This is a genomic window from Geobacillus sp. 47C-IIb, from assembly GCF_014679705.1.
GTDB lineage: Bacteria > Bacillota > Bacilli > Bacillales > Anoxybacillaceae > Geobacillus > Geobacillus thermodenitrificans.
Window position 1 is genome coordinate 1 of record NZ_CP061473.1, and the last position, 25,345, is coordinate 25,345.

Annotated in this window: 23 protein-coding genes and 8 pseudogenes; 24 read left to right on the plus strand and 7 right to left on the minus strand. The window is 51.2% G+C overall.

Translation table 11 applies throughout. The features are described from left to right. Positions 1-2: 2 nt before the first annotated feature. From IC804_RS00005 to IC804_RS00040, 8 genes and pseudogenes are all read left to right on the plus strand, one after another. Positions 3-1,084 (plus strand): annotated as a pseudogene (locus IC804_RS00005) (acetyl-CoA C-acyltransferase); the annotation flags it as partial. A 33-nt stretch (positions 1,085-1,117) separates the two neighbouring features. After that, positions 1,118-1,681, plus strand: a pseudogene (locus tag IC804_RS00010) (TetR/AcrR family transcriptional regulator). 60 nt (positions 1,682-1,741) lie between these two features. Further along, positions 1,742-2,604: pseudogene (locus IC804_RS00015) on the plus strand (branched-chain amino acid ABC transporter permease). Next, positions 2,600-3,633: pseudogene (locus IC804_RS00020) on the plus strand (branched-chain amino acid ABC transporter permease). The pseudogenes IC804_RS00015 and IC804_RS00020 overlap by 5 nt, the downstream one beginning before the upstream one ends. A gap of 2 nt (positions 3,634-3,635) precedes the next feature. Then, a pseudogene (locus IC804_RS00025) lies at positions 3,636-4,391 on the plus strand (ABC transporter ATP-binding protein); the annotation flags it as partial. 3 nt (positions 4,392-4,394) lie between these two features. Then, positions 4,395-5,099: pseudogene (locus tag IC804_RS00030) on the plus strand (ABC transporter ATP-binding protein). A gap of 142 nt (positions 5,100-5,241) precedes the next feature. Continuing rightward, positions 5,242-6,448, plus strand: a pseudogene (locus IC804_RS00035) (ABC transporter substrate-binding protein). Between the two features lie 518 nt (positions 6,449-6,966). Next, positions 6,967-7,224: a hypothetical protein gene (locus tag IC804_RS00040; RefSeq protein ID WP_008879191.1), complete on the plus strand. Its 258-nt coding sequence runs from the start codon at positions 6,967-6,969 to the stop codon at positions 7,222-7,224. Between the two features lie 115 nt (positions 7,225-7,339). On the opposite strand, the gene IC804_RS00045 is transcribed toward IC804_RS00040, so the two are convergent. Further along, entirely contained in the window at positions 7,340-7,843 is a 504-nt protein-coding gene (locus IC804_RS00045; RefSeq protein WP_008879190.1) for a QueT transporter family protein, read from the minus strand. A gap of 120 nt (positions 7,844-7,963) precedes the next feature. Here IC804_RS00045 and IC804_RS00050 point away from each other — a divergent pair, with 120 nt between their 5' ends. Continuing rightward, positions 7,964-8,113, plus strand: coding sequence for a hypothetical protein (locus IC804_RS00050; RefSeq protein ID WP_155121001.1), 150 nt, complete (start codon positions 7,964-7,966; stop codon positions 8,111-8,113). A gap of 88 nt (positions 8,114-8,201) precedes the next feature. Here the strand turns inward: IC804_RS00050 and IC804_RS00055 are convergent, their stop codons facing one another. Then, positions 8,202-9,044, minus strand: a complete 843-nt coding sequence (locus IC804_RS00055; RefSeq protein WP_223812853.1) for a COX15/CtaA family protein — start codon at positions 9,042-9,044, stop codon at positions 8,202-8,204. 194 nt (positions 9,045-9,238) lie between these two features. Here IC804_RS00055 and IC804_RS00060 point away from each other — a divergent pair, with 194 nt between their 5' ends. The 11 genes and pseudogenes from IC804_RS00060 (at position 9,239) to IC804_RS00105 (ending at position 17,125) form a co-directional block, all read left to right on the plus strand. Further along, positions 9,239-9,778 carry a cupredoxin domain-containing protein gene (locus IC804_RS00060; protein ID WP_008879188.1) on the plus strand — a complete coding sequence of 180 codons (540 nt, stop codon included), beginning with the start codon at positions 9,239-9,241 and terminating at the stop codon, positions 9,776-9,778. Then, positions 9,778-10,029 (plus strand): hypothetical protein, encoded by a 252-nt coding sequence (locus IC804_RS00065; protein ID WP_190300639.1) that lies wholly within the window; start codon positions 9,778-9,780, stop codon positions 10,027-10,029. The genes IC804_RS00060 and IC804_RS00065 overlap by 1 nt, the downstream gene beginning before the upstream one ends. Positions 10,030-10,060: 31 nt before the next feature. Beyond that, entirely contained in the window at positions 10,061-11,173 is a 1,113-nt protein-coding gene (locus tag IC804_RS00070) for a cbb3-type cytochrome c oxidase subunit I (protein WP_190300640.1), read from the plus strand. Between the two features lie 39 nt (positions 11,174-11,212). Further along, positions 11,213-11,764 carry an SCO family protein gene (locus IC804_RS00075; RefSeq protein WP_223812854.1) on the plus strand — a complete coding sequence of 184 codons (552 nt, stop codon included), beginning with the start codon at positions 11,213-11,215 and terminating at the stop codon, positions 11,762-11,764. Positions 11,765-11,842: 78 nt separating this feature from the next. Further along, positions 11,843-12,421, plus strand: coding sequence for a hypothetical protein (locus IC804_RS00080; protein WP_008879185.1), 579 nt, complete (start codon positions 11,843-11,845; stop codon positions 12,419-12,421). Further along, positions 12,402-12,614 (plus strand): hypothetical protein, encoded by a 213-nt coding sequence (locus IC804_RS00085; protein WP_190300637.1) that lies wholly within the window; start codon positions 12,402-12,404, stop codon positions 12,612-12,614. The genes IC804_RS00080 and IC804_RS00085 overlap by 20 nt, the downstream gene beginning before the upstream one ends. Before the next feature lie 127 nt (positions 12,615-12,741). Further along, a pseudogene (locus tag IC804_RS00090) lies at positions 12,742-13,199 on the plus strand (DMT family transporter). A gap of 89 nt (positions 13,200-13,288) precedes the next feature. Beyond that, positions 13,289-14,179, plus strand: a complete 891-nt coding sequence (locus IC804_RS18350) for a YhgE/Pip domain-containing protein (RefSeq protein WP_223812855.1) — start codon at positions 13,289-13,291, stop codon at positions 14,177-14,179. A 473-nt stretch (positions 14,180-14,652) separates the two neighbouring features. After that, complete coding sequence (locus IC804_RS18355; RefSeq protein ID WP_223812963.1) at positions 14,653-15,387, plus strand: YhgE/Pip family protein; 735 nt, start codon at positions 14,653-14,655, stop codon at positions 15,385-15,387. A 407-nt stretch (positions 15,388-15,794) separates the two neighbouring features. Continuing rightward, positions 15,795-16,055, plus strand: coding sequence for a hypothetical protein (locus IC804_RS00100; RefSeq protein WP_190300641.1), 261 nt, complete (start codon positions 15,795-15,797; stop codon positions 16,053-16,055). Positions 16,056-16,342: 287 nt separating this feature from the next. Continuing rightward, positions 16,343-17,125: an ABC transporter ATP-binding protein gene (locus IC804_RS00105; protein ID WP_011887368.1), complete on the plus strand. Its 783-nt coding sequence runs from the start codon at positions 16,343-16,345 to the stop codon at positions 17,123-17,125. A 235-nt stretch (positions 17,126-17,360) separates the two neighbouring features. Here the strand turns inward: IC804_RS00105 and IC804_RS00110 are convergent, their stop codons facing one another. Then, the gene (locus IC804_RS00110) at positions 17,361-17,573 is read right to left on the minus strand and encodes a hypothetical protein (protein ID WP_008879180.1); all 213 of its coding nucleotides are present in this window, start codon (positions 17,571-17,573) and stop codon (positions 17,361-17,363) included. A gap of 460 nt (positions 17,574-18,033) precedes the next feature. On the opposite strand from IC804_RS00110, the gene IC804_RS00115 reads away from it, so the two are divergent. The 4 genes from IC804_RS00115 (at position 18,034) to IC804_RS00130 (ending at position 21,044) form a co-directional block, all read left to right on the plus strand. After that, positions 18,034-18,342, plus strand: coding sequence for a hypothetical protein (locus tag IC804_RS00115; RefSeq protein WP_008879179.1), 309 nt, complete (start codon positions 18,034-18,036; stop codon positions 18,340-18,342). Positions 18,343-18,610: 268 nt separating this feature from the next. After that, a complete protein-coding gene (locus tag IC804_RS00120) occupies positions 18,611-19,363 on the plus strand; it encodes an SDR family NAD(P)-dependent oxidoreductase (RefSeq protein ID WP_008879178.1) in 753 nt (250 codons plus the stop codon). Between the two features lie 87 nt (positions 19,364-19,450). Beyond that, complete coding sequence (locus IC804_RS00125) at positions 19,451-20,221, plus strand: SDR family NAD(P)-dependent oxidoreductase (protein WP_008879177.1); 771 nt, start codon at positions 19,451-19,453, stop codon at positions 20,219-20,221. A 43-nt stretch (positions 20,222-20,264) separates the two neighbouring features. Then, a complete protein-coding gene (locus IC804_RS00130) occupies positions 20,265-21,044 on the plus strand; it encodes an enoyl-CoA hydratase/isomerase family protein (RefSeq protein ID WP_008879176.1) in 780 nt (259 codons plus the stop codon). 139 nt (positions 21,045-21,183) lie between these two features. On the opposite strand, the gene IC804_RS00135 is transcribed toward IC804_RS00130, so the two are convergent. From IC804_RS00135 to IC804_RS00145, 4 genes are all read right to left on the minus strand, one after another. Next, on the minus strand, positions 21,184-22,011 hold the full coding sequence (locus IC804_RS00135) for a serine/threonine protein kinase (protein ID WP_008879175.1): 828 nt from the start codon (positions 22,009-22,011) through the stop codon (positions 21,184-21,186). Beyond that, on the minus strand, positions 22,011-22,202 hold the full coding sequence (locus IC804_RS18360) for a hypothetical protein (protein WP_029760787.1): 192 nt from the start codon (positions 22,200-22,202) through the stop codon (positions 22,011-22,013). The genes IC804_RS00135 and IC804_RS18360 overlap by 1 nt, the downstream gene beginning before the upstream one ends. 117 nt (positions 22,203-22,319) lie before the next feature. Further along, positions 22,320-24,410 (minus strand): DNA topoisomerase III, encoded by a 2,091-nt coding sequence (locus tag IC804_RS00140; protein WP_008879173.1) that lies wholly within the window; start codon positions 24,408-24,410, stop codon positions 22,320-22,322. 378 nt (positions 24,411-24,788) lie between these two features. Continuing rightward, positions 24,789-24,980 carry a hypothetical protein gene (locus IC804_RS00145; RefSeq protein WP_011887370.1) on the minus strand — a complete coding sequence of 64 codons (192 nt, stop codon included), beginning with the start codon at positions 24,978-24,980 and terminating at the stop codon, positions 24,789-24,791. Positions 24,981-25,345 lie beyond the last annotated feature (365 nt).

Sequence of the window (25,345 nt, forward strand, 5' to 3'; positions counted from 1 at the left end):
TGCCAGCGCACGTTTACGGTGCGGAAGTCATCAAAGAAGCGATGCGGCGGGCGAACATCGGCCCGGAACTTGTCGCTGATGTCATCATGGGCAATGTCTTAAGCGGCGGTGGCAACATTGCCCGGCTGACGGCGTTGCAGACGGGGCTGTCGCTTGAGCTGACCGGGCTGACCGTCGACCGCCAATGCGGTTCAGGCATTAATGCCGTCAATTTAGCGCGCAAGCCATTTGGGCAGGCGACGGGGACGTCTATATCGCTGGAGGGGTGGAAAGCATGAGCCGCGCGCCGTATTTGATGGACCGCCCGGAAAAGCCGTACAGTTCGACGCCGCCAAGCCCGTAAATCGCAGTTGTCGCCGAAAGAGATTGGCGACCCGCCGATGGGCATCACGGCAGAAAATTTAGTGAAAAAATACGGCATCAGTCGTGAAGAACAAGATGCCTTTGCCCTGCGCAGCCAGCAGCGCATGGCGCGTGCTATGCAAGAAGGGCGGTTTGACGAACAAATTGTGCCGATTACCGTTCCGGTGAAAAAGGGGCCGTTTGTCTTCGATACGGATGAACACCCGCGTCCGAACACGACGATGGAAGCACTCGCGAAACTGCCGCCGGCGTTTTTGGAAGGCGGAACAGTGACGGCAGGGAATAGTTCGGGACTCAATGACGCCGCTGCTGCACTCGTCGTCATGTCGCGGGAAAAAGCGGAACAGCTCGGCTTAACACCGCTTGCCGTCGCCTATGCGGTCGCCGGAGTCGACCCGAACATTATGGGCATCGGTCCGGTACCAGCGACAAGAAAGGTGCTTGAAAAGGTTGGACTGACGCTTGATGAGATGGATATCATCGAAATTAATGAAGCGTTTGCCGCTCAGGTGATCGCCTGTGACCGCGAGCTTGAGATGAATCCGGAAAAAGTAAATGTCAACGGCGGCGCCATCGCCCACGGCCATCCGCTTGGTGCGACGGGTGCAATTTGATTACGAAAGCCGTGTATGAACTAAAGCGTCGCGGTGGGACATACGCCCTCATTACGGCGTGCATCGGCGGCGGCCAAGGGATCGCGACGATCATTGAACGAGCCTGAACACATGGAGACAATGGATATGAAAGAAAACTGATGGAAGCCAGCATAGAGCTATTTGACCGCAAAGGGTTCAAAGAAACGTCTGTACAGGAAATCGTCGAAGCGGTCGGGGCAACAAAGGGGCGTTCTATTACTATTACAGAAGCAAAGAAGAACTGTTGCGCGATATATGCATCTCCTATATCGAAGATTTGCTTGACCAGCAGAGTCGCCTGCTGCAGGAACCCGAGAAGAGCTGTACAGAAAAACTGCATGCGATCGTCTATATGGTGATTCGCAACATTCGCACACGGAAGAAAAGCGCCCGCATTTTCTTTCGCGAGATGCGGCATTTGGCTGATGAACATTTGAAGGAAATCCGCGAAGCGGCGGGCGTTCCGCAAGCAGTATGAACAGCTCATCCAGGAAGGGGTCGCCCGCGGCGAATTTAAGCCGTCGCTTCATGCAGAAATGATCACGTTCGGCCTGCTTGGCATCACGAATTGGAGCTACTACTGGTTTCAACCGGACGGGAGCGTTTCCGAAGAGGAGTTAACCGACATTTATGTCGACTTAATTTTAAACGGCATTCGAGGGCAGGAACGGCCAAAACGATAGGTTCTATCGAACTGTTCAAGTTGTTCACCTGTTTTCGGTGCAAGAGATAAGGGGATCGGGGTGGAATTGTTTATCCAGCAGCTCATAAACGGGCTGACTGTTGGAAGCGTTTACAGTCTTGTCGCCTTAGGCTTAACGCTCGTCTACGGCATTTTGCATATTCCAAACTTTGCCCACGGCGCGCTTTATATGATGGGAGGGTATGTTACGCTCACCGCGATGAGCCAAGCCGGGCTGCCGTATGGGCTTGCCATTGTTGTGTCGATGGTCGTAGTCGGGCTGCTCGGTGTCTTGATGGAACGATTGGTGTTTTATCCACTCCGTGATGCGCCGCCGCTTCACGATAAGATTGCGGCGATCGGTATTTTGTTGTTTTTGGAAGCATTTGCCCAATTCGTCTGGGGGCGGACTATCAAACGATGCCGACGCCATATGGGAATGTTGTCACTGTTTTCGGCTTGACACTCACTGTTCAACGCATCCTCATCATCGCATCCACTGTTGTCATCATGATGCTGCTCTACCTCTTCCTGAAAAAGACATTCATCGGTGCTTCGATCATTGCGATGGCGCAAAACCGCGAAGGAGCGAACTTAGTCGGCATTAACACAAACAAAGTCGCCATGATGACGTTCCTTCTTTCCGGCGGTTTGGCAGCACTCGCCGCTTCGCTCGCTTCGCCGATCAACCTCGTGTTTCCCGGTATGGGTCATCTCGTCATCTTGAAAGCGTTTGTCATCATCATTCTCGGCGGCATGGGAAGCATCCCCGGCGCGATTGTCGGCGGCTATATTTTAGGGTTTAGTGAAAGCTTAGGGGCAACATACGTGTCGAACGACTATAAAGACATTATTGCTTTCGCCATTCTTGTCATCATTTTAACGGTCAAACCGAACGGACTATTTGCCAAGGAGGGACATTGATGGCCGTTTTCGAAAACGACACCTATGGCTCGCTGTTCTTGCGGTGTTGGCACTTGCCCTCCCGTTGCTTGTGGCCAACGGCTATTACTGCACATGATGACGATGTCCTTTATTTGGATGATCGCCGTTTACGGGTTGAACTTATTTGCTGGCTACACCGGGTATTTGTCGCTTGCCCACGCTGGATTTTTGCCGTTGGCGCCTATACGCTTGGCATTTTGACCGTGAAGGTCGGACTGCCGTTTTGGGGCGTTCGCGCTCTCATGTGCATTCACATCGCTGCTTGGCCTTGCCATCGGACTGGTCGCCTTGCGGACGAAAGAGCACTTTTTCGCCATTTATACACTATGTGTCGGATATATCATTTATTTAGTGATTGATAAATGGGACAGCCTAACCGGCGGAGTGCGTGGATTCATCGGCATTCCGGCGCCAAGCGACATCGGACCGCTGTCGTTTCAGACACCGGTTGCCCAATATTATTTAGTTTTGTTTTTCTTGTTCGCCGTCATATTTGTGATGTACCGGCTCGTCTATTCGCTGACTGGAAGGACGTATATCGCGATTCGCAACAGCGAGGAGCTCGCATTGACGCTTGGCATCTCAACGATGAAAAACAAGCTCGCCTCATTCGTTTTGTCGGTCTTTTCACTTCGCTTGCTGGGGCGCTGTATGCATCATTCATCCGTTTTCTTGGACCGGATATCGCGTATGTCACTGTCATGTTTGACTTTTTAACGTACTTGCTTGTCGGCGGTATCGGTACGCTGGCCGGACCGGTTGTCGGCACGCTGTTGATCACGTTTTTATCGCAGCAGTTGCAATTTTGCAAGACTATCGAATGCTCATTTTGGCCCGGTGTTGACACTTTTAATCATCTTTTATCCGCACGGCATTGCTGGCGGCTTCATCCGTTATCAAGCGAAGCGTGCAGAGGCGCGGCGCCTTGAACGGGAGGCCAACCAGACCGCTGCTGAACTAGCTGCCTCGCGCCAAGGACGAGACGGTCGGTACGTCAAGGAGGGATAAACATGTTTTTGCACGTCGAACGGTTGACGAAACGATTCGGTGGGTTGTTGGCGGTCAATGACGTCACATTTTCCGTCGAACAAGGGAAAATCAACGCCATCATCGGCCCGAACGGTGCCGGTAAATCGACGTTCTTCAATTTGATTAGCGGCTTGCACCGGCCGACATCCGGGACGATTACGTTTAAAGGACGCGACATTACCCGCCTGCCGGCGAATGAGCGGGCGAAACTCGGCATCGCCCGCACGTTTCAAACGACCCATTTGTTTGAACAGTCGACGGTGATGGACAACGTCATCATCGGCCATCGGCTTCGCACCGAATCGAATTTGTTTGACGCCATTTTGCGTACAAAACGACATCGCCGCGAGGAGCAGGCGTGTAAAGAAAAAGCGATGGAAGTGCTCGATTTCGTTGGGCTCACCGGTGTGGCGGATCGGCTCGTTGCGAATTTGTCGCAAGAACAGAAGAAGCGAGTGGCGTTTGCGCTCGCCTTGGCGACCGACCCAGAGCTTGTCTTGCTTGACGAACCGGCTGCCGGCGTCAACCCAGACGAAACAGAAGGATTGGAAGAGCTGATCGTCAAAATGGTCGAGGGCGGCCTGACGGTTTGTCTTATTGAACATAAAATGTCGATGATTATGAAAATCGCTGACCGCATTATGGTGCTGAATTACGGCGAAAAAATTGCCGAAGGGACGCCGGAAGAAGTGCAAAATAACGAGGCGGTCATTCAAGCGTATTTAGGGGGGGGAGCACCGTTGCTTGAAGTGACAAACGTGTCTGTCCGCTACGGCAGCTTCACGGCGATTCGCGATGTGACGTTTTCCGTTAGGTCGGGGAAATCGCGGTGTTGCTTGGCGCCAACGGAGCTGGGAAAAGCACGCTGTTTCGCACAATTAGCGGATTGCATAAACCAGCGCAAGGCGAAATTCGCCTTGACGGAGAGCGCATCGACTCACTGCCGCCTGATCGGATCGTTCAGCGCGGTGTCGTGCAATGCGCCGAGGGGCGCAAACTGTTTGCCCGCATGAGTGTATACGAAAATTTGCTGATGGGTGCGTACGTTCATCGAAAAGATAAAGAAGGCATCCGCCGTTCAATCGAACATGTATATGAGCTGTTTCCGATTTTGCATGAAAAGCGAAATGAGACGGCTGGATCGCTTAGCGGCGGCCAGCAGCAATGCTCGCTATCGGCCGCGCCTTAATGTCGCGTCCTGCGGTGCTCTTGCTTGACGAGCCGTCGATCGGGCTTGCCCCCTCATCGTTGAACAAATGTTTGCAACGATTAAACAAATTAACGAAGAAGGGACGACGATTTTGCTCGCTGAACAAAATGCTCATGCGGCACTATCCATTGCTCATCAAGGCTATGTATTTGAAAACGGAACGATCGTCGCATCAGGAACAGCAGAGGAACTACTCGCCAATGACGATGTCCGCAAAGCGTACATCGGAACATGACATGTCACTGCTAGGACATTTCTACAGACGTTTATGGACGAGTTTCAGTCCGTCATGAACGCCAAAAGATGCTAATCCATCAACGATGAAAGGAGGTGAGCAACGAGTACTACCTTCATTCATCTGAATATTCGGTATAAAAATGGGGGAGCAGAATGAAAAAAGAAAATGGCCGATCGCCGCTATGATGACAGCGGTCATGGCGTTGATGCTTGCGGGGTGCAACAGCTCGACGACGAACAATCATGCCGACAGCGGCAACAATGACGACGGGAAGAACGTCGTCAATATTGGTTACAGCGGCCCGTTAAGCGGACCAGCTGCCTACTACGGGGAGCGGACATTAAACGGCGTGAAAATGGCAGCGGAAGAAATCAATAAGAACGGCGGGTTTGAAGTGAATGGAAAAACTTATCAAATTAATGTTGTATCATTAGACGACAAATATTTGCCGAACGAAACAGCGGCAAATGCAAAACGGCTTGTCCAAGAACATCATACGCCAATCATCTTCACTCCGCAGCGGCGTCATGGCGATGCAAGTGTTCAACCAAACGGACAATTTCATTATCGCGGCCTATACAAGCGAGCCGAAAATTACAGAAACAGGGAACAAGATGACGATACGTATTCCGCCGCGGTATGATGGGTACATTCCAACATTTACCGACTATGTGATAAAGCGATTTGGCAAAAAGCTGGCTGCTTTGCCGACGGCGACGCAATATGGGAAAGATTGGACGGAACAACTGTTACCATATTGGGAAAAACAAGGCGGAGAAGTTGTTTACAACACATCCATTGACTTCACCAAAGACACCGATTTCTTCACGATCATCACGAACGCATTGAAAGAAAAGCCGGACGTCTTATTTATCGGTGGACCGTCGGAACCGACGGCGAAAGTGGTGAAACAGGCGCGTGAGCTCGGTTTTAAAGGCGGTTTTATTGTCATGGACCAAGCGAAGTTAGATGAAATGAAGCGGACCATCGGATCTTACGAGATGCTTGAGGGAGCGATCGGCGTCATGCCGCTTGTTGAGTCGAAAGAGGCGGGAGCCCCGCAATTTGCGGAAAACTATCGAGCGAAATACAATGCCGAACCGAGTTCGGAATCTGCCTATAACTACTTGGCTCTTTACGCCTTTGTCGAAGCGATGAAAGCAGCTGGCACGGTTGATGATCCGGTTGCTATCCGCGAACATATGAACGAAGGGTTGAAAAACATCCCGGAAGACAAGCAAGTGTATATCGTCCCGAGTGTTGGTGAGGACGGCGGATTTGAATCGAAAATTACCGTTGGAGCGGTGGAAAAAGGCAAAGTGGTGCCGATTGAACTGAAGAAATAAGCAAACCAACACACGCGGAAAACGGGATGATTTTTCCTGTGTTGCGAGGCGAGCGATGACCTGATCGCCCCATCTTTTCCAATCGATTTGGAGCAAACATAACGTGATTCCATTCATGATAGCCGGCAAACGATCATCCAAGCGCGTCCACCTTCTTGCGTGGACGCTTTTTTTACGGTTTGTTGCCGCAAAAGTGGCAAAATAATCATTCCGATATTAAGTAAAACTATGTTCTAAATAATCAACATAAAAACAACAAAATCCAAAATTATAATAGAGAAGAGGTGGAATCGATGCAAGAAACAGCCATCGGCCTTGTTGTTCCATTCTTTTTGACATCATTGGCGAGGTCGAGGTGCTGTTCTTGTCAGCTCCGTTTCCGAACCGGTGAGCGTTGCTCGGCTTTGCTATCATTGTCACCGGAATTTGTCGGCATAGCTTTGAGTGAGTAAGAAGAGTGGAACAACCGGCGCCGCTCATTCCAACCGTTCAGCACTTCGGTTAGATAGGGGAGAGCCATGAGAATCATCGTGTATGTACTGCTCGCCTGTCAGGCGGCCGTCATCTACTATTGGATCAGCGATTGGCGCCAGCTTGTTACCCCAGTTGGCCTCTTCATATGGGGTGGCACAATCGCTGTCAGCCTTGCCGTTCTTCGTATGGGGAGATCCATATCGCCAAGATGGCGAGGCATGCTGAAAATGACGACAGCAGGAGTCAGCTTGCTTGCCGTTGTTTCCCTACTCATTGAATGGGCCACTCGTTCGATGCCATAGTCAAAATAGATGTTGAGGCCCGCAAAGTTGGTAAACACCTTCTTTGCGGGCCTATGAAGAATGCACCATTTAACAGGGCGGGCACTCTATATGCTGTGCCAAACGAGACGAGCTGCTAACGGCTTTGATGGACAGAATCGAACATCCCCGGTGCCAAACGGCGGCCAACAGCATACATGATCGGCGCGCCGATTGCCATGACGACAAACTCGCCGATGGCTGTCGTCAGCCATGTGAGCCAAAATGGGAAGCCGAGCGCCAGTTTCAGTTCGAGGGCGATGATGCCCATGGTGACAGTAAACGACAACGTATTGATCGCCATACGAGCCCAAACGTTCTCAATATAGCGCATAGAAACAATTGTGATGAGAAGCGCCAACACCGATTGGCCGACGCCAAATACAAGATCATACGCAACGATCGGTGAGAAAAATAAATTGGCGAAAAAGACGCCAAGCACGATGCCGATGGCGTATGTTTTGCGAAATACGACTAAGTGGTTTAATAGTTCTGATGCGCGAAACTGAATGTTCGTAAAGCCAAACGGCTGGATGAGCATCGTCACCGCGATATACACAGCGGCGATTAACCCGTTTGTTGCCAGCATTCGAACGTTCATGATGTTCTCTCTCCTCTTGTCAATGATGATATGATTGTAGCATGACCATCTCACAAACGGAAGGGCCGAGATAGATGGCTATTGAGGTCAACCAGCAAACAGGCAAGCTCGGCTCCGTCTGTGAGGTCGGAATCACGCCGCTGCCTCGGTTTGACGTCGTTTGGCGGACTGATGGCTCACCTTGGCTATTTTTCGGAATGGCCGGTGTGGGCAGTTGTTCTCGTTTCCCTCGTTGGCGTTGACTTCGCCTTTTGTTCGGTTGATATTTGATGTCTAACGGGCGGGCGTTCGGGGGTGTTCCCCCATCCGTCTAGGGACAGACGATCTTCTTGTTAACACAGACATATGTAAGTAGATGTTAAGGTCGATCAACAGCAAGGCGAGCCATGTGCCGACGGCCAAATGGATGATCGCCCAGGAAAGACGAATTTCTGTCGCAACGGTGATCACTCCGATCACTACTTGCAGCAGTCCGACTGCTGCAGCCAAAAAGTCGTCGCTCTAGCGGGCGCCCCCAGCGGCGCTTGTGCGCAACAAAAGCCGTCCAAATGGTATACAACACCGTCGCAGCAGCGGCGGTTCGATGGGCGGTTTGCCACATTTGGGCTTCATTGGACGGCCATAGTTGTTCTCCGCATGTCAGCCATCCGCATGACAGACCGTAATGTTGATGTTTCACATAGGCGCCAAGCAGCAACGTAGCTGCCAACAAAACGAAAAGAAGATGGATATGCCGTTTCGCCTCTATTCCAATAGATGTCCGCTTGACTGGTTGGTGCAGGTGTGGAGAATGATGAGCGCGCCGCCAAATCCAAAGGAGACAGCCTAAAAAGAGAAACGCGATGAAGAAATGAGTCGTGACGACGATAGGCGGGAGGTCAAACCAAACGACGAAAGCCCCTAGTATAATTTGGATGGCAAGCAAAACCGCAGCGGCCGCTGAAACAAAACGATCCGTTCCACTTCGGGAAGAGCGCCATAAGCGAAGGCAAAGCATCACCGTCAACAGCGCGAGCAAAGCGCCGATCAATCGATGGGCGTACTCGATCAGCGTCGCTCCTTTTAACACCGGGATGAGCACCCCGTTGCAAAGCGGCCAGTCGGGGCCACACCCCATTCCTGAATTCGAGGACGCTACATACCCGCCAAATACAATGAGAAAGTACGTCGTACATAGGGTCCAAAAAGCCAACGATTTCATCTCCATTCCCCCTAACACCATTTCTCCCATTATAGCAAGTCCGCTGTCACATAACTGTGTACTCTATCACATCAGACAAAAAATCCAAATTGTGAGAAAAATTGTCTGTTTTGTGATGAAGTTAACTGTGAGAAAACGCTACCATGCCCTATAGTGAAACTATCTTGACGAGGGAAAAGGGGGAATGGATAGCCATGTACCAACAAGCAGCGTGGGTCATCTCCGTTGTTTTCATCTTGTTTGTCATTTTCGTTTTTTTATACGTCGTCGCTCATTCCGGCCAGCGCTCCGAATATGAGCCAATTCAGAAAAAAGGCTATCGGATCCGGAATGTATGGTTTTTGGTCGTCATTGCGGCCATGGGTCTAGCGACGTTTTATACGCTGCGCGATTTGCCGTTTGAAAGGCCAGCGCATGCTGCCGATCCGACCGTTGTTCAAGTGGAAGCGCGGCAATTTGGTTTTGTATTAAGCCGAAATGAATTTCGTGTCGGTGAGCCGATCGCCTTTCAAGTGACGAGCGTAGATGTCAATCACGGAGTCGGCATTTATGATGAAAACATGGAACTGTTGGCCCAGACGCAAGCCATGCCGAAGTATACCAATACGATGTATTACACGTTTGAGAAGCCGGGGACGTATCAAGTACTTTGTTTAGAATATTGTGGCATCGGCCACCATGTGATGACGGCGACCATTACCGTCGTGCCGTCCCAAGAAGGGGAGGGGAAATAATGGAAGCGAACGTTCGGAAGATGACCGCCTTGTACATGTTCGTCAGCGGTATTGCGATTTTGCTTATGATGGTGCTTGGGCTGTTGATGTTGTTGGCACAAGGAAAGATGATTCCGCTTGGACAAGATACATTTTATGAAATGATGACCGCGCATGGCACGTTTATGGTTGGAGCGGCTGCGTTTGCTGCGTCGGCGGTTATGTGGTACTTTTGCGCCAGTACGTCCGTTTATCGTTTCCGATTTTTGTGACCCATTTCGTGTTGTTTTTAACGGGGCGGTGATGACAGCCATCAGTATTTTTGTCTTCCGTTTCGCTGGAGCATGGACGTTTTGTACCCGTTGCCGGCGATGTCAGCCGGCATGTGGGGAAAACAGGAGCGAGCCTGTACTTGATTGGCATGTTGCTGATTGGTGTCAGCTTTTGCTTCTTTATCTTGATACGTCGCGAGCCATTATTCGCGAATACGGAAGCCTTGGTCACGGCCTTGGATGGCCGCAAATTCTCGGAAAAGTGAAAGGTTACGGTCCGCCGCCTACGGTAGTGGCAAGCACGATGGTTTCGATTGTCAATCTCGTTTCTTTAACGGTCGGGGCGAGCGTCCTAGTCATGAGCTTAATCAATTTGTTTCAACCATCGATTGAAATGGATCCGTTGCTGGCGAAAAACTTGATTTACGCCTTCGGACATATTTTCGCCAACTCGGTCATTTACATGGGAGTAATCGCTGTATATGAAATTTTGCCAAAATATACAAATCGTCCATGGAAATCATACAAAATTTTCCTTATTGCGTGGAACATGTCGACGTTGTTTACGATTATCGTTTATCCGCACCATTTATTGATGGACTTTGTCATGCCGAAATGGATGTTGATTATCGGACAAGTATTTTCCTATTTGAATGGCTTGCCGGTTTTGGTCGTGACCGCCTTTGGCGCGTTAATGATCGTCTATCGTTCCGGCATTGAATGGGATAGGGCGTCAAGCTTCATCTTCCTTTCAATGTTCGGTTGGGTTGCGGGCGTTATACCGGCGATTGCGGATGCGACCATCGTCATCAACCATGTGATGCACAACACGAAATGGGTGCCAGGACATTTCCATATGTATATGGGAGTCGGCGCGGTTTCTATGTTATTCGGTTTTATGTATTATTTCATTCGCGGAAATGAGCGAAAAATCGGCTATGCGGATATGGTCAGCTTCTGGGTGTATACGGTTTTCTTCCTCAGTTTATGCGGCACGTTCTTGCTTTCCGGTAAAGTGAGTGCACCGCGGCGGTGGGCTGTGCATTTTCCGGAATGGGTCCCGTATGACCGCATGGGAGCAGTGTTTGCCGTTGTCATTATCGCCGCGGTCACGGTGTTCCTTTACCGCTTTTCGTTTCCGTGATCATCGTTCAGGCAAAGCAAAATATTGAGGTGGGGCCGCGTGCGTAACACCATAGCAATTGTCCTCACCCTTGTTTTTGGGTTTGGACTTCTATGGCACGGGACGGACGGGTTTCGCGCGTTTACGAGCGAAACCGCCCGTCGTCTTGCTATCTTGCAAGAGCCAAAACTGCTTCCGGCCGTTCAGTTGGAGGATCAAAACGGTCATACGTTTTCTTGGCAAGATCAGCGCGGCCAATGGGTTTTAGCCACTTTTATATATACAAGGTGCAGCGATGTGTGCCCGGTTGTTGAGATGAACTTGCGCCGCATTTATGATGCCATTCGCCAGTCTCCGCATAGTCATCGTCTTTCGTTTTTAAGTATTAGTTTCGACAGCCAAAACGATACCCCGGAGATGTTGATGCATCACGCCCATCATTATGGGGCAGATGGCGTCACTTGGCGTATGGCTCGTGTACCAAACGAGCGGGAACTTCAACGGCTATTAAACATGATGGGAGTCATTGTGATCCCCGATGGAAAAGGCGGGTATGAACATAACGCGGCGTTTTATTTGCTCGACAAAAAGGCGGCTCGTCCGCATTTTTGATTACAACAATCCGCAAGCGGTCATCGCTGAACTGAATCACCTGCTGGCCAAAGAGGCGTCCTCTAAGGTGGTGAAAAAGTGAGTGGAAAACGATATGCAGTTGGCGGGGCTTTCTTCATGGCGATACTCGTGCTGCCGCCGGTGTTGCGTTGGATGGAATCATCAATGATTGGCGTCATGCTCGGGCAAATTCCCGTGCTGGTGGTAGCCGGCTGGCTGTTTGGTTTCGCGTTGCCCCGCCGTTTCATCGAATGGCTCAACTGTTGGAACGAAAACGGCTTGCCTGGATTACTGTTGGCCATCAGCGTCCTCACTTTTTGGCTATTGCCGCGTTCGGTAGATGCTTCGTTGAACGAACCGTTGCTACGGCTTGCCAAATGGATGATGTTGCCGCTACTTGTAGGGATGCCGCTATCGTTAAGCTGGAAACGGCTTCACCCGATCGCCCGCGGCATCGTTCATACGAACGCGATTTCGATGCTCGTTGTCATGGGCTGGTTGTATTTATCTGTGCCAGTACGTGTGTGCAACAGCTACTTGCTCAGCCAACAAAATGCACTCGGCCGCATGATGATCGCGTTAGCCATCGTGCTCGCTGCTTTTTGGTCGCTGCGCCTGTTCGTTGCTACAACGCCAAATGAACCAACGACTCGCTAAGATAAATGAATCATTCCCTTTTGTTGGTGAACTCAGATTGACAGACATGCAGACGGATCTTTGTCATGAAGATTCGTCTGTTTTTTGTATCCTCTCCTTTTCGTTTGGGCGAAAAGAAGGATTTTTCATCGCCATGTCAAATACTTTTACCGATATTGGGGAAATGCGCTTGCTTCCGCTGCATGAACGCTAGATTTGGTTGGCAAGAAGGGGCATTCAAGTTAGATGATGCGGGTAAAAGAAGCGACAGTCCGTGCTTCTTTAAGCCGAGGTGGACGTTTGTCGAAGAAGGATAGCGAAAAGGGGAGGATAAAAGACAGATGAAGTGGCTATGGATGCTGATGGCTCTAGCGGCCGGGATGGCCGTCTCCATACAGGCAGGGGTGAACGGCGGCCTTGGCAGGCGGGTCGGGGTGTTGGAAGGGTCGTTCGTTTCATTTTTCATCGGAACGATCGTTTTATTTTTAGTGCAATTGTTTTTCGGAAAAGGCGAGTTGCTGGCCATGTTTTCTGTGCCGAAATGGCAGCTGCTGGGCGGCATTCTCGGCGCCTTTACGTATTTGTCATCGTGCTGATCGTTCCGAAAGTCGGCGTGGCCAATTCGTTGATTGCCGTGATCGCCGGACAGCTTGTGATGAGTTCGATGATTGACCATTTTGGTTTGTTCGGCGGACAGCGCATTCCGTTTGATCTGACGCGCCTAGCCGCCCTAGGCTTTCTATTTTTGGCGCTTTGGCTTTTTTCCGTAAATGAACATAAGTGGCCCAGTTTCGTTTAGTTTTCATGGATTCGCTCATACTAACAAAGGTCATCTATCATCGAAGAAAGGAAAGCGGATCCGTTATGAGAAAAGCTCTGTCCATATACATGAGCGATTTGAAGCAGCTGACGACCAATTGGGCCGCGGCTGTATTGGCTGCCGGACTGATCGTTCTCCCATCGCTTTATGCATGGATCAATGTGGAGGCCTCATTGGATCCTTATGATAATACGGTGAACTTGCGCGTTGGTGTCGTCAATGAAGACCGTGGAGCGGAATTAGCCGGCCATCGATTCCATGCCGGTAAAGAAATCATCAACGCACTTCGAAACAACCATCGCCTCGGTTGGCAGTTTGTCACAAAGGCCAAAGGAATGGAGGGCGTACGAAAAGGGGACTATTTTGCGACGATCGTCATCCCCGAGGATTTTTCCGCCAACTTGGCGACCATTGTCCGCGACCGGCCAAAGCGAGCTGTGATTCATTACTATGAAAACGACAAACGAAACGCCATCGTACCGAAAATTACTGAACGCGGAGTCAGCACGCTGTCGGCGCAAGTCGGGGATGAGTTTACAGCGATTGTCAACACAGTGCTGTTTTCCTTATTCCATGAAGCAGGAGTGACGCTTGAGCAACAGCTCCCGGATATTCGTCATTTTGAAACGCTATTGTTTCGACTGCAAAACGATTTGCCGACAATTGAGAGGCAGCTCGATAAAGCCAGTCGTGACGCTGCACAGGCAAGGCAGTTCATCCAACGAGCAGAACAGCTGTTGCCGAAAGCGGAACAGGTAGTCAATCAAGGGAGAGAGTGGCTGGATGGGGCGGGACGTTTTTTGCTCAAACAAAGGAAACTCCCCGGCTGTTTATGGCACCGACTGAAGCGTGGCTGCGCACTCTTGAAGAGCTCACTGTTTCGTTGGAACAGTGGGCAGCTGCCCCGCCTCGTTCTGATGATGATTTCGAACGGTGGGCAGCAACCGGCAAGGCAATAGCAACAGATGGCGAACAGCTTTTGTCCCAGTTGGACGATGCACTGCATCGGCTAGAAGGAGCTGCGGATATCGATCGCCCTGCTCATCTAAGGAATGCGCTGATTCGTTTGCGTCAGACGTTTGCGGACATGCAAGACATGGCAATGAGACCGGCTGGGCAATCATTTGAAACGATAGTTGAACATGTTCAAACGCAAGCTGCGGCTGTGGACGCTGCTGTGAAAGGCGTTCGGCAAGCATACGAACAACAGGCGTTGCCGCTCATCCAAACGAAATGGGCGGAAATGGCGCCGCTCTTTCAGCAGACGAAGCAAAGACTTGAAAACATGGCTGGAGTCATTTCTCGACTTGAACGTCTATTTACGAACGCCGACCGTGACCTTAAGGCAACCGAACAGTGGTTGACGGCGGCAAAAACGGAGTATCCGTTTCTTGCCCGCCATGTTAGCGAATTGACGGCGTTAGTCGCCAAAATGAAATCAGAAACGGACATCAATGAACTCATCCACTTATTGAAACAAGATCCGCAGGCGAAAGGTGCCTTTTTAGCCCATCCGGTCGATGTCAAAACTTATCGTCTCTTTCCGCTGCCGAACTATGGATCGGGCATGAATCCGTTTTATACGGTGCTAGCGATTTGGGTTGGAGGGTTGTTGCTTGTTTCAGTGCTAGTGATTGACCCATTTAGAGAAAACGGCAATACGGCACGAGCGATGTATATCGGCCGACTGCTCACATTTTGGACGCTCAATCTATTGCAGGCGTTTGTCGTTACGGTTGGTGCAGCCATGTTTTTGCCTCACATTTTCATTCGTGATCCGCACTGGTTTGTGATGTTCGGCCTGCTGGCCGGCATGGTATTTACGGTCATTATTTTTACTTTGGTGTCTTTGTTTGGCAATGTGGGAAAAGCGATGGCGATTATCCTGCTTGTCTTGCAAATCGCTGGAGCAGGGGGAACGTACCCTGTTGAGCTGATTCCCCCATTTTTTCGCCTGTTGAATCCTTGGTTGCCGTTTACGTACGCAATTGATTTGATGCGCGAGGCGGTTGGTGGCATCGTATGGGAAAACGTGAGGCGCGATGTGGTGCGACTCTGTTTGTTCGCGGTCGCAGCGCTTTTAGCCGGCCTGTCGTTCCAAGCTCCGCTTAGCCGATGGATGCGGGTGTTCAAAGAAAAAGTCGCTGAGAGTAAGTTGTTTCATTGAGTGCCTGCTGCCCGCGTCCATGCGGTCGAACCGGAACATACAGGCGTCTTATATCGGTTTGCCAAACAGCGGGTTCCTGCTGCCGCACTGTAAAGGCTGGTGATTGGATGAGGAATACGGATCAAAAGACAGCTTCTGCAATGGAAAGGTTCACCTTCGCTTCCTTTGAAAACCGCTGTACGGCAGGGAATGATCGTTTTCACTAGCCTGATGAGAAAAACCCCTATTTTCCTTTGGAAATGTTTGCTACAATACAAATGGGAATGAACGTCTTTATCGCCAACCGGGCAGCCCGCGGGCGGGAGCATCACTTTTCACTTCTTGACGGCTGCCTAATGGCCTGATGCATTTGATTTCGCCGCTTGTTGGAATCCAAACGTGGCGGGCGGCTAAAAGGGGAGAGAATCGTGTCAGTTTATCGACTGCTTGGCCTTGCTCTCATTTTCTTTGGCATTTCCTTGTTTGTTGAGCGCGTTTGGTGGGCCGGCGCGGTTTGCCTATTGATTGGCGGGGCCATGATCTTGATGCACCGGCCGCGGCGAAACCGTATGGCGGAAACAACAGAAGCTGAAAAGATGCTTGATGTTCGCAGCAAAGAACGTAGGGAAGAATCGATTCCACTTCGTCCAAGCGGCAAAAGGGAAGTCGCCCCGTGCGCTGAAGCCTGAATGACACTAGCAAATGTTACGAATTTAGCATTGGGATGAAAGATTGAAGCCAATGCACAATCAAGAGATGGAACGGTTAAACAAATGAGAATGAGGGATTTAAACAGAAAAAAGCGCCTTAGACCGGGCGCACAGCACGACTAGCGCCAAGTAGGGGGCCCCCTCGAACGTGTTGTGAAATTTGAGACAGCGCCCATGTAAAGGCAATTGGAAACACTTAATTTCACACAAAAATCCCGTGGCTTTATCCATTGGGAGGTTCAGACTCGATAAAGGAGAGGGGAACGATGACGTCCATTATTCGTATGAACGATGTCTCGTGGGTGCGGGGAGAGCGCACGATTTTACACGGGGTTAACTGGGAAGTGAAAGAGGGAGAACAATGGGCCATTCTTGGTTTAAACGGCTCGGGGAAAACGTCGCTTCTCAATATCGTCACTGGTTATCAATACCCGACGCGCGGTGAGGTGGAAGTTTTAGGCTATCGATTTGGGCAGGTGAGCCTGCCGGAGTTGCGCCGGCAGATCGGGTTTGTGAGCAGTTCACTGGATCAGTTTCATGAAACTTTGCAAGCCGAGGCGGTCGAAGATATCATTGTGAGCGGCAAGTTTGCCACGATCGGCTTGTATGATGCCGTCACTGATGATGATCGGAGCATGGCGGAATCGTTCATCGAATCGTTCCGCCTTGAAGCCCTCAAAGGGAAACGGTATGCGACGCTGTCGCAAGGGGAAAAGCGAAAAACATTGATCGCCCGGGCGCTGATGGCGAATCCAAAGCTGTTGATCTTGGACGAGCCGACCGTCGGCCTAGATTTATTGGCGCGCGAAGAGATGCTTTCTTTGATCGAACAAATCATCGCTCGGCCGTGCCATGTGTTATACGTCACCCATTATATTGAAGAGATTGTGGAATCGATCACCCATGTGTTGCTCTTGCAAGACGGCCGCATCGCTGCCGCCGGCCGAAAAGAGGATGTGTTGACCGATGAGCGGCTCTCAGAGGCGTTTCGCCTCCATATCCGCGTTCATTGGGAAAACGGGCGGCCTTGGGTGTCCGTGCGCCGCTAAACCGGCCGATTCCATCATGGTGGGTTCAGTGTAAACAGACCGTGCCTCCGAGGAGATCGGCCGCTATGTTTGTGCAAACCGCCAATCCCTCTTGGCCAAGGTAGCGGCCGACCGTGCGGTTGCTCATAGTACTGTCATGTCAATCAGCATAGCCCCTTCAACACAAAGAGGATGTCCGAAAGACAGCGCGACATCCTCTTTGTGACTGTGACAGAAGGCGCTATGTCCTAACGCTTCAAAACGCCCGGTCAGCAGGTGGAAAATCGATATCGTCCGCATCTGCCTCTTGGCGACCGTCAGCTGGCGTGATTTCAATGACCGGCGGCCGCCCGTTTTCAAAGCCGCGGGCGATATCGCGAATCGGACTCATTTCATCAGGAACACCTGTTCCTGGAGTGTAGCGCGGACAGCCAAACGTAGCGCCTGATTCATCCCAGCGATCCATCATGCCAATGCACCTCCATTTTTAGTATCGCTGTTTCCCGACAGGATACGAATGGCAATGTCCTCCTCTCCGCCCAGCTCTTTTCGGAGCGGCAACCGTCGTCTGAGGCATACTATAAACGACAAGGCTTATGGGCAACGTAATGGTCGACTCGGAAGACACGCGTTATAAATGATGGCGGATTTGGCGACGTCAATGCAGAATGCAAGGGCGTAGCAATGTCGCTTGTGTTCCAGCGTTTTTGGCGGAATGTGTAGAGCTTGGCTCCACAAGGTAGCCCCAATTGGATCACATTGCGCACTTCGCTGAATCTGGCAGCGCCGCAGCTGTAGTGGATGCGGTGCTACACTAGGCGAACGAACATCCGTCGACCGACTCCCTCGATTTCATGGATTGGGGTGGAACATGAGCGGACATAAACGTCAATGATCATCAAAGCAAGGGGAAGAAAGGCGGTGTAGGGATGGTATGGGTCATCAAAGCGAAGCATGAGAGTGAAGATGGGAAGACCACTGCACTCGAACTGGAAAGCGAGGATGGTTGGCTTGACGCCAACGTCCGTTGGGACGGATGCATGGAAATTCATTTGTACTCGGTTACCGAGGAAGGACGTGAATGGAGCGATACGTTCCGCACGTGCGATTTGCAAGGGTTGATTGAACAACTGCAATCGCTTGATGCGCTCTGCCAATCATTTTTCGAGTCTCAAGACAACTGGGGAGAGGACAAAGGACGCACCGATGACGGTGCGGCTGATCTCATCGATCGATGAACGGAAAGCCCATATCGCGGCTTCCCCTCTTTTTGATGGTTCTCGCTTTCTTGCTTGCGATTCAAGCGTCCTTTCCGCGAAGCGAGCGGGTGATCATCGCCTCCGTTTCTCCTTTTACTGTGCTCGGAAGCGGAGGCTTCTCAATGAGGAGGATAAAAGGATTTAAAATATTCTAAATATATTGTATAATAAAAGAAACAACATACTGACCAGTTAGTATACATTGTTTTGAAAGCGGGTGTAAAAAGAGTGGAAAGGAGGGAGAAACGTGAGGTTGAACGGAAAAGCCGCCATTGTCACCGGCGGCGCCAGCGGCATCGGCCGGGCGACGGCGGTACGGTTTGCGGCTGAGGGGGCGAAAGTCGCTGTGAGCGATATTGATGAGGTAGGTGGAGAGGAGACGGTTCGTCTCATTCGGGAACGCGGAGGCGAAGCCATTTTTGTCAAGACGGATGTGTCCGATTCCAAGGGGGTGAACGATCTTGTTCAAACAACAGTCAATGCGTTTGGGGGCCTACATATTCTTTTTAACAACGCGGGCATCGGCCATTCGGAAGTGCGGAGCACCGATTTGTCCGAAGAAGAGTGGGATCGGGTCATCGACGTCAACTTGAAAGGGGTGTTCCTTGGCATCAAATACGCAGTGCCAGCCATGAAAACATCAGGTGGTGGGGCGATTGTCAATACATCGAGCTTGCTTGGAATGAAAGGAAAAAAATATGAATCGGCTTATAACGCTTCCAAGGCCGGTGTCATTTTGTTAACGAAAAATGCAGCGCTCGAATACGGCAAGTTCAATATTCGCGTCAACGCCGTCGCCCCAGGCGTCATTGACACAAATATTATCACGCCTTGGAAACAAGATGCGCGCAAATGGCCGATCATCTCGAAAGCGAACGCCCTCGGCCGCATCGGAACACCGGAAGAAGTGGCGAACGCTGTGTTGTTTTTGGCATCCGATGAGGCGTCCTTTATCACCGGAGCGACGTTGTCGGTCGACGGCGGTGGACTGACGTTTTAGAAGTGGGAAGGCTTATGAGAGCAACGACTGTATTTGAAATAGGTCCTGTGTGATCGAGGGAACAAAAGAGAAAGGGAGAGGAAAACGGTGCGTTTTTCGAATACAGTAGCAGTGGTCACGGGAGGGGGAAGCGGCATTGGCCGGGCGACGGCCATCCGCTTGGCTCAAGAAGGAGCGCACGTCGTGCTTGTTGGCCGCACCGCCGCCAAACTGGAAGAAACGGTACAAGAAATCGCGCGTCTCGAGGCGCCGGCGGCTGCAGACTGGTTTGCGGCCGATGTCACTGATCGCGAACAAGTGAAAGCGTTAGCCGAGTATGTGGAAAGCCGATACGGCGACTTGCATGTGCTTATCAATAATGCTGGCATTTCGACCCATACGAAATGGCTCGAGCTCACGGAACAAGAGTGGGATGATGTGCAACGCGTCAATATCAAAAGCGTCTTTCTCGTATCACAAACGCTCGCGCCGCTGATGATCGAAGGGGCGAAGAGGGAGCGCGTCAACCGGGCGATTGTCAATGTCGCATCGCTATCCGGACATCAGGCAGGAGCGCACATTCCGCACTACAGTGCCGCCAAAGCCGGTGTGATCAACTTGACGAAATCGCTCGCCTTGGAGCTGGCTCCATACGGCATTCGCGTCAATTCCGTTTCACCTGGCTTTGTCGAGACGCCGCTCACGGAGCAGGGCCTGCAAAACGAGCGGTTTGTTAAAGCCATTGAGCGCAACACCGCCTTAGGCCGGGTGGGGACGCCGGAAGAGATTGCAAGCGTTATTGCGTTTCTTGCCTCTTCGGAAGCATCGTACATGACCGGCTCCGATGTGTTGGTCGATGGCGGTTGGCTCATTAAATAGCAATCATGTTCATTGGAAATGAAAGAAGGAAAGGAAGAGGGACATGGAAACCATGCATTTGCTTGTGGAACAGTCCGGCTCGGTCTTATGGCTGACATTGAACCGTCCGGAGCGGCTCAATGCCTTCAGTCCGGAGATGATCGCTGGACTGACTCGTGCAATCGAACGCGCTGCGATGGACGACGCTGTTCGGGCGATCGTTCTATCCGGTGCCGGCCGGGCATTCAGCGCCGGCGGTGACGTCAAAGCAATGGGGCAGTCGAGCGCCTCGCAGGCGTATGAGCATATCGGCCGCCTTAATCGGCTCATTATGACGATGAAATCATGTGAAAAACCAATCATTGCTGCTGTGCATGGCGTGGCGGCTGGGGCAGGGTTCAATTTGGCACTGGCTTGCGATCTCATTTTGGCCGCCGAAGATAGTCAATTCATTTTGAGCTTTGCGAATGTCGGCCTTGTCTCCGACGGCGGTGGTTCGTATTGGTTGCCGCGGCTTGTCGGCCCTCATTTGGCCAAGCAATTTTTCTTCACCGCCGAGCCGATTTCGGCCCACCGTCTGTATGAACTCGGTGTGTTAAGCAAGATCGTTCCGGCCGAAGAGTTGCGCGAGGCGGTGGAAGCGCTCGCTGCCAAACTGGCCGCTAGACCGACAAAAGCGATCGGCAAACAAAAACGGCTGATCGAGCACGCTTTGACGGCGACGCTCGAAGAAATTCTCGAAGAAGAGCGGCTCATCCAAGGATTGATGGTCGAAACGGACGACCATCGCGAAGGGGTGGCGGCGTTTAAAGAGAAGCGAAAGCCGGTGTTTCAGGGAAAATAATCAGCAGTGAGAAACATGGTAACCGGTCTTATTCATATGGGATCTCGACATCTTGATGCCTAAGTGTGAAGCTTCTTGAAATGACATCAGCCCCTCCGTCGTGACGCAATGGGCGAGAGGGGCTTTTGTTCCGTTGATTTTAGAGCACCCTAGTTTGTGCTAGGTCGTTTTCGGCCAATAACTGTTTGACATCGGCGATCAATTCGTCAACGTGGTCATACGGCGCGTCTAGCTGCAGCATTTTCCGCAACATCGCTCGGGCTTTCGGGGATAAGTCGAGCTCTTCTTCCCAGCTTTTTTCGTCCTCACTTGTCGGTTCGTAAGCGGAATATAAGAGGAATAACGTGAAATGACCGAGCGCATAAAAGTCGCTTCGCGGGTGTGGTTCGCGCCGCAGCCGCTTTTCAAGCGGATCGTCATCGCGCAAATCTACTCGTTCACCCATGCGGCACGCCAACCCGAAGTCGATAATGGCTACCGTCCCATGGCGCCAAATGATGTTGGGGATGCGTAAATCGCGGTGGACGATGCCCGAAGCGTGAATATACCGCACGACGTCAAGCACATCGAGCAACAATCGAAACGCCGCTTGTTCCGTGTACGTGATCCCGAGCCCGAAAATTTGATCTTCTACCGTCTGCCCGTCGATATAGTCCATGACAAGATGCGGCTGTCCGCCTTCGATAAACGTATCGTATCGTGCCGGAATTTGTGGATGACGTAAACGCGATAGCACGTCCGCTTCACGTTGAAGCAGACGGCGGCCGTCTTCCCCTTTTGTCCGCCGCGCCTGTTTAATGACGACAAGGCGTCCGGTGTCGCGATCACGTCCTTTGTAGGCGATGCCGTAGCTCCCCATTCCGAGTTCTTCGATGATTTCATAGCGGCCAAAAAGCACCTTCCCGCTCCGGTGCGGGCGGTCAATCCAGCGGGCGATGAACGGATGGCGGTCAATGAATCGCTTCATCAGCTGCCAAAAAAGCTCGAGAAAAAGCTGCCGCTATGATGTTTCTTTTTGTAATGGTAATGGCCGTACTGGGACGGGTGCTTATAAGAATAAGATTTCGGCATATGGTAATCGCTGCTGCTGTAATGTTTCTTATAGTACCAGGAGTGATGGTTCTGCCCCAAAAGCCCCTTTAACAACTTCTTGAACATCATGATCGCTCCTTTGCGGTAGATTTACTTATATATACGGAGTGAAGAGAAAGAAGGTTTCAGATTCAGCGATACAAAGAAACCGCCAGAGTCATAGCTTCTGGCGGTTGACAGTGATTATTCCTTTTTTTCAAGTGCCTGTTTGAGCAGCTCTCCTAAGCTTGTGCCAAACGATTCATTGGACGGGCTGTATTTTTTGAGCAACGCCCGCTCCGTTCCTTTCGCGGATGTGCGTTTCGTTTCTTCCGCTTTTTCTACAATGTTGCATGGGCGGCACTGGAAATAGAGCCCGGCCTTTCCTTCATGCATTTCCATGCGTCGGTGGCATTGCGGGCAACGGCGATTCGACAACTTCGGATCACGTCTTCGGCGGTAGCGGCATTCCAAGTTGGAACAGACGAGCATCCGTCCGTCTTTCGTTTTCCGCTCTTTTAAGAGTGAACCGCATTCCGGACAGGTGAGATTCGTGAGGTTTGGCGCTTTGTACGTCTGTTCACTCTGCTTGATTTCAGTGACGAGCTGCTCCGTTTGTCGGCGGATGTTAGCCAAAAATTGTTTTGGATTTCCTTTTCCACGAGCGATCGCCTCGAGCTCACGCTCCCAGCGGGCGGTCAACTCCGGCGATTTCAGTTCCTCGTTGACCAGTTCGATCAACTGTTTTCCCTTTTTCGTCGGATAAAAGCGTCCGTCTTTCCGCTCGACCACTTCCGTTTCGACGAGCCGCTCGATGATGTCCGCTCTTGTTGCCGGTGTGCCGAGTCCATATCTCTCCATTTGTGCAAGCAAATCGGCTTCTGAGTAACGGGACGGCGGTTCGGTGAACGATTGTTCCATCTCAAGTTGTACCGATGCGAGCGTCTGGCCTTCCGATAGATGTAACAACGTTGGTTTCGCTTCTGTTTCTTCTTTGCCAAGAACGGCTTTAAACCCTGCGTTCACGACCGCCGTCTCCCGGGCGACAAACGTTTCGTCGCCGATCTCGAAGACGACGGTTGCCGTTTCGTATTCATACGGTGGGTAAAACAGTGCCAAAAAGCGGCGGGCAATCATGTCATACAGCTTGCGTTCATCCACCGACAGCTTCGCGAGGTCCAATCGTTCATCGGTCGGAATGATGGCGTGGTGATCGGTCACTTTGTCATCTTGGAACACCCGGTTGGCTGCCTTGACGTTCTTTTTGGTGAGCAGGGAGGAGATCACGTCTTCATAGCCTGGCTTCATCGCCAAAAGCCGATCGGTCATCGTCGCTTTCATATCGCTTGGCAAATAGCGTGAATCCGTGCGCGGGTACGTAACGAGCTTGTGCTGTTCATATAGCCGCTGCAATACCGAGAGCGTTTTTTTCGCCGAAAAGCCAAACCGCTTGTTCGCCTCCCGCTGCAACTCGGTTAAATCATACGGCAACGGGACCGGTTCACTTTTCCGCTTCCGCTTGACCGATGTAACACGCGCCGGCTGGCCTTTGAGGCGAGTCATCAGCTCATTGGCTTCGTCTTTGTCAAACAGCCGTTTCCCACCGTGCCGTTCCCATACCGCAGTGACAGAACCGATGCGGGCGTGAATCGTCCAATACGGAACGGGAACGAACGATTGAATCTCCCGTTCGCGTTCGATGATCATCGCGAGCGTCGGCGTTTGCACACGCCCGGCTGAGAGCGGATCGTTGTATTTCGTCGTCAAGGCGCGGGTCACGTTCAACCCGATCAGCCAGTCCGCTTCGGCGCGGCAGATGGCTGATTCATACAGCCGGTCAAACTGCGTCCCGGGTTTTAACTGGCGAAAACCGTCGCGAATGGCTTGATCGGTTTGCGATGAAATCCATAAACGCCAAATCGGCTTCTTCCAGTCGATTTTTTGCAAAATCCAACGCGCGACCAGCTCCCCCTCGCGGCCGGCGTCGGTCGCAATAATGCAATCTTTCACATCGCGGCGTTTGGCTAAACGTTCAATGGCGCGAAACTGGTGGCTCGTTTGCCGGATCACTTTCAAGCCCATTTTTTTCGGAATGATCGGCAAGTCCTCGAGCCGCCACGTTTCATATTTCCGGTCATAGTCTTCGGGCATTTTGAGTTCAACCAAATGCCCAAGCGCCCATGTGACGATGTAGCGCGGCCCTTCCAAGTATGATTTATGTGTTTTTTTGCAGCCGAGCACGCGGGCGATGTCACGGGCGACGCTCGGCTTTTCCGCTAAAACGAGCGATTTCATAAAAAAACTCCTTTCTGTCGTCTCCCACTAGGTGCGGTCTGTTTATTAGTATAATGGAAGAAAGAAAAAGACGCACCCGCTAGGCTTGACCCTGAGCGAAAAGGAACAACGGTGGCGGCATGAAGATCTACTTAGGAAGAGCGATGATGCACAGCATCGTTCATTGAGTGCATTGCGTGGAGAATCCGAATGAATGCGGTTTTCCTCTTCGCTTGACCACTCACAACCGGCTCCATCGTATGCTCACCAGACTTCTAGAAGAACGGTGATAGAATAAAGAGAAGCATGTTGAATGAAAAAACGTCGTCAAACCAGCCTTTCCTCATATTCAAAGACGGGGACCGGACGGATATCACGGTTTTTTCCCATTCTTTTCGACTATATCCATACTTTCTGCACATTTTCAAGATAAAATAGCAAAATTGGAACAATCATACGGATTTGATCGATAAGGAGAGAAACACGTTCAAAAATCCCGTCTGTGCCTTTTCCGTGGCGAATGTTACATGTCATGATGCGCAGTTTCATCGGTGATCTTCCCTTCCTTTCACGCTCCATTTTGATCATCATGGACGTATCTTAGTCAGAAGGAAGAAGATAAAAAGTTGTCACTCCTTCTGGATACGCTCTCCATCATTTTCGTTTATGATGAGGAAGAGGGGCATACCTATGAAAAAAGTGGCGGGAGGCTTGTTGGCTATCGTGTTGGCGCTAAGGACAGGAACGGATTGTCTTGGCCAACACAAACGGTCTGCTCATGTTTGACTAAATGCCCCTCATATGAAAAGCATGCATCCGAACTTGTCGGAGCGACAGTTGCTAGATATGTATAACGTCTACCACAAAAGAAGCGACTTGCATCGCAAGGTAGCGGATCCATGAAAGAAAGGATAGAGGAAACGCCGTCTCCATCATCCGACGCTTATCGAAGTGTT

Coding starts and splice junctions, on each gene's coding strand:
- IC804_RS00055 (WP_223812853.1), bottom strand. CDS start 9,044: ATGAAATCGTTGGCTTTTTGGACCCTATGTACGACGTACTTTCTCATT.
- IC804_RS18350 (WP_223812855.1), top strand. CDS start 13,289: ATGAGCGATTTGAAGCAGCTGACGACCAATTGGGCCGCGGCTGTATTG.
- IC804_RS00040 (WP_008879191.1), top strand. CDS start 6,967: ATGAGAATCATCGTGTATGTACTGCTCGCCTGTCAGGCGGCCGTCATC.
- IC804_RS18355 (WP_223812963.1), top strand. CDS start 14,653: ATGAAATCAGAAACGGACATCAATGAACTCATCCACTTATTGAAACAA.
- IC804_RS00105 (WP_011887368.1), top strand. CDS start 16,343: ATGACGTCCATTATTCGTATGAACGATGTCTCGTGGGTGCGGGGAGAG.
- IC804_RS00135 (WP_008879175.1), bottom strand. CDS start 22,011: ATGAAGCGATTCATTGACCGCCATCCGTTCATCGCCCGCTGGATTGAC.
- IC804_RS00060 (WP_008879188.1), top strand. CDS start 9,239: ATGTACCAACAAGCAGCGTGGGTCATCTCCGTTGTTTTCATCTTGTTT.
- IC804_RS00065 (WP_190300639.1), top strand. CDS start 9,778: ATGGAAGCGAACGTTCGGAAGATGACCGCCTTGTACATGTTCGTCAGC.
- IC804_RS00130 (WP_008879176.1), top strand. CDS start 20,265: ATGGAAACCATGCATTTGCTTGTGGAACAGTCCGGCTCGGTCTTATGG.
- IC804_RS00110 (WP_008879180.1), bottom strand. CDS start 17,573: ATGATGGATCGCTGGGATGAATCAGGCGCTACGTTTGGCTGTCCGCGC.
- IC804_RS00140 (WP_008879173.1), bottom strand. CDS start 24,410: ATGAAATCGCTCGTTTTAGCGGAAAAGCCGAGCGTCGCCCGTGACATC.
- IC804_RS00145 (WP_011887370.1), bottom strand. CDS start 24,980: ATGATGATCAAAATGGAGCGTGAAAGGAAGGGAAGATCACCGATGAAA.
- IC804_RS00070 (WP_190300640.1), top strand. CDS start 10,061: ATGACAGCCATCAGTATTTTTGTCTTCCGTTTCGCTGGAGCATGGACG.
- IC804_RS00115 (WP_008879179.1), top strand. CDS start 18,034: ATGGTATGGGTCATCAAAGCGAAGCATGAGAGTGAAGATGGGAAGACC.
- IC804_RS00045 (WP_008879190.1), bottom strand. CDS start 7,843: ATGAACGTTCGAATGCTGGCAACAAACGGGTTAATCGCCGCTGTGTAT.
- IC804_RS18360 (WP_029760787.1), bottom strand. CDS start 22,202: ATGTTCAAGAAGTTGTTAAAGGGGCTTTTGGGGCAGAACCATCACTCC.
- IC804_RS00085 (WP_190300637.1), top strand. CDS start 12,402: ATGAACCAACGACTCGCTAAGATAAATGAATCATTCCCTTTTGTTGGT.